Raw genomic sequence first — 2,056 nt, 5'->3', positions numbered from 1 at the left:
GTAAGCGTCTCGGCGATGACGCAGCCCAAAAAACAGCCCGTCAATTTTCAAATGGAATTGACGGGCTGTTTAAGTTATTTTATTGAGCAGACCACCTGTCGGGGAGTATATCTCTCATTTGCTCGTCGGTCATCTGCTGACTTTGGGCTAAGCGTTGTATGACGTCTTTGAAGTATAAGAAAGTATTTACATCGTTCAGCCGACAAGAAATGGCTAGAGAATACAGCGTAGCAGTCCTCTCTGCACCACTATTTGAGCCACAGAAAAGCGAGTTGCGACGACTGATACTAATGTAACGCATGGGACGTTCAATTTCATTATTATCCAGGTCGTAATCGGTAGATGTTATAATGTTGTAAATTGATTCCAATTCATTGAGACAATATGCTGTTGCTTTACTCAGAATATTGTTGCCCAAGGTTTCGGGATTTCGTTCTATTTTTCTGAGTTCTTTTTCTAAAGTGTTGTAAACTTTCAGCGATTCTTCTTTCCATTTTTCTTTTGGCCTCTGCTTTCGGATCATGTAAAACTGGTTGTATAAATCGATAATCACTTGGGCTTGGGCTTGCTCCTTAATTTCAATAAATTTTCGTTTGCAATGTTGCACACACCCTAAGCGTGTTGCTTTGGGATAATCCCATCCTTCCAATACTTTGTATGAGCTATATCCATCAGTTTGAACAACACCATTGTAATTATTAGGCAGATAGTCTGTAAACACAGTTTTGCTGCGTGAGCCATTCTTGTAAATAAGTTGAATCAGGTTGTTTTGATGCGACAATACGCCCCAGAAGTAGCCTTTGCGACTGCCGTTGTTGCCCCCCAATATGGTATGATAAGTTTCATCGAAATGAATATAGGAATCCTGCAGGATGGCATCCTTAAGACCTGGCGTCAATCGATCGAGCAATCCCGCCGATTTTTCGATCAAGCCATGGATGGTTGCTTTGGGGATGTCGATCCCTATCTCGTTTAGATATTTCATGATCCGTTCAACAGGCATGCCATAAACATATCTTTGTTGAATCAGGTAAGCTAGAAATGAAGCATCAAAGTTCGAGTTCAGGAATGGGGCGACCGGAGCTTTTCCTTCAAAAACGTCATCGCCTATCCTATATTTTTTACAACGGTAAATGTGTTTAATCAAGCGAGGAGGAATGTACTCATACCTTATCACATCTTTTTGGAACAGAAAAACAGCAGCCTTTTGGTCAAAGTTGGCATCCGAAGGCAAAATGTCTTCAACAACCTCTTCAATATTGTCATAGACCTTTCTTTTTGCACCATTGTTTCCCCGTTCTTTGGGTGTAGGAGCCGGAGATTTATCCTTTGCGACAGAAGCTGTATTCTTGCATTTCTCGGTCTTTTTAGGGAGGTTAACGTCTGCAAAGCGTTTCAACTTTGCAGCGTCTTTATCTTTCTCCAGGAGTGCCGCCTTTAAAGATGCTACCTCTTTAGTTAAGGATTCTAAAGCGGCAGCTAATTTGGCATTTTGTCGTTGCAATAATATCACTAACTCTCTGTCTGTCATAGCCTAAAGATACAAAAACAATGTGGTTTTACCATGAAAAAACCGCATTGTTTTGTATCCTTTTTCTCTCTTTATCAGCTGTTTAGCATGACTTTTAAGTGCAGTTCGTTCGAATTGCTTTTTTGCTTTATCGAGTTAACGATCTGGTCAAGAATGGCATTTTCAATCTCAAAGAAAGACGTATTGCCCACCTGCCGTGGCAGGGAATAACGTCCCAGTTCCAACTTTTTATTATAAAGTACAAAACCTTCTTTTTGCCATCGTAGTACCTTGAGGGATTTACGTGTTCGGCCAATAAAAACATAGCCATCGCCATTTAGTGCATCCAAATTGCCTGTGGTTTTTATCAGATGATAAAGAGAATGAATCCCTTTTCGCATATCAACCGGCTCCCGATAGAAATAAAAACGAGTGGTGTCATTAAAATTAAAAATCATAGTACATCCTTTTTTTTGTGAAACATCAAGGATGTGAAAATCGAAAGAATAATCCCGAAAGCCTATACGTTATCGTGGAGACGGATAC

2 protein-coding genes are annotated in these 2,056 nt (G+C 40.3%); both read right to left on the bottom strand.

Annotated elements, in window-relative coordinates:
* Positions 1-79: 79 nt before the first annotated feature.
* Entirely contained in the window at positions 80-1,531 is a 1,452-nt protein-coding gene (gene tnpC / locus C8N47_RS18560) for an IS66 family transposase (protein ID WP_107824069.1), read from the bottom strand.
* A gap of 74 nt (positions 1,532-1,605) precedes the next feature.
* Positions 1,606-1,968 (bottom strand): IS66 family insertion sequence element accessory protein TnpB, encoded by a 363-nt coding sequence (tnpB, locus tag C8N47_RS18555; protein WP_107824068.1) that lies wholly within the window; start codon positions 1,966-1,968, stop codon positions 1,606-1,608.
* Positions 1,969-2,056: the final 88 nt, after the last annotated feature.

Origin of the sequence: Mangrovibacterium marinum, assembly GCF_003046625.1 — a bacterium.
Classification (GTDB): domain Bacteria; phylum Bacteroidota; class Bacteroidia; order Bacteroidales; family Prolixibacteraceae; genus Mangrovibacterium; species Mangrovibacterium marinum.
The sequence above is the reverse complement of the archived record's forward strand: the minus strand, read 5'-3'. Positions and strand labels throughout refer to the sequence as shown.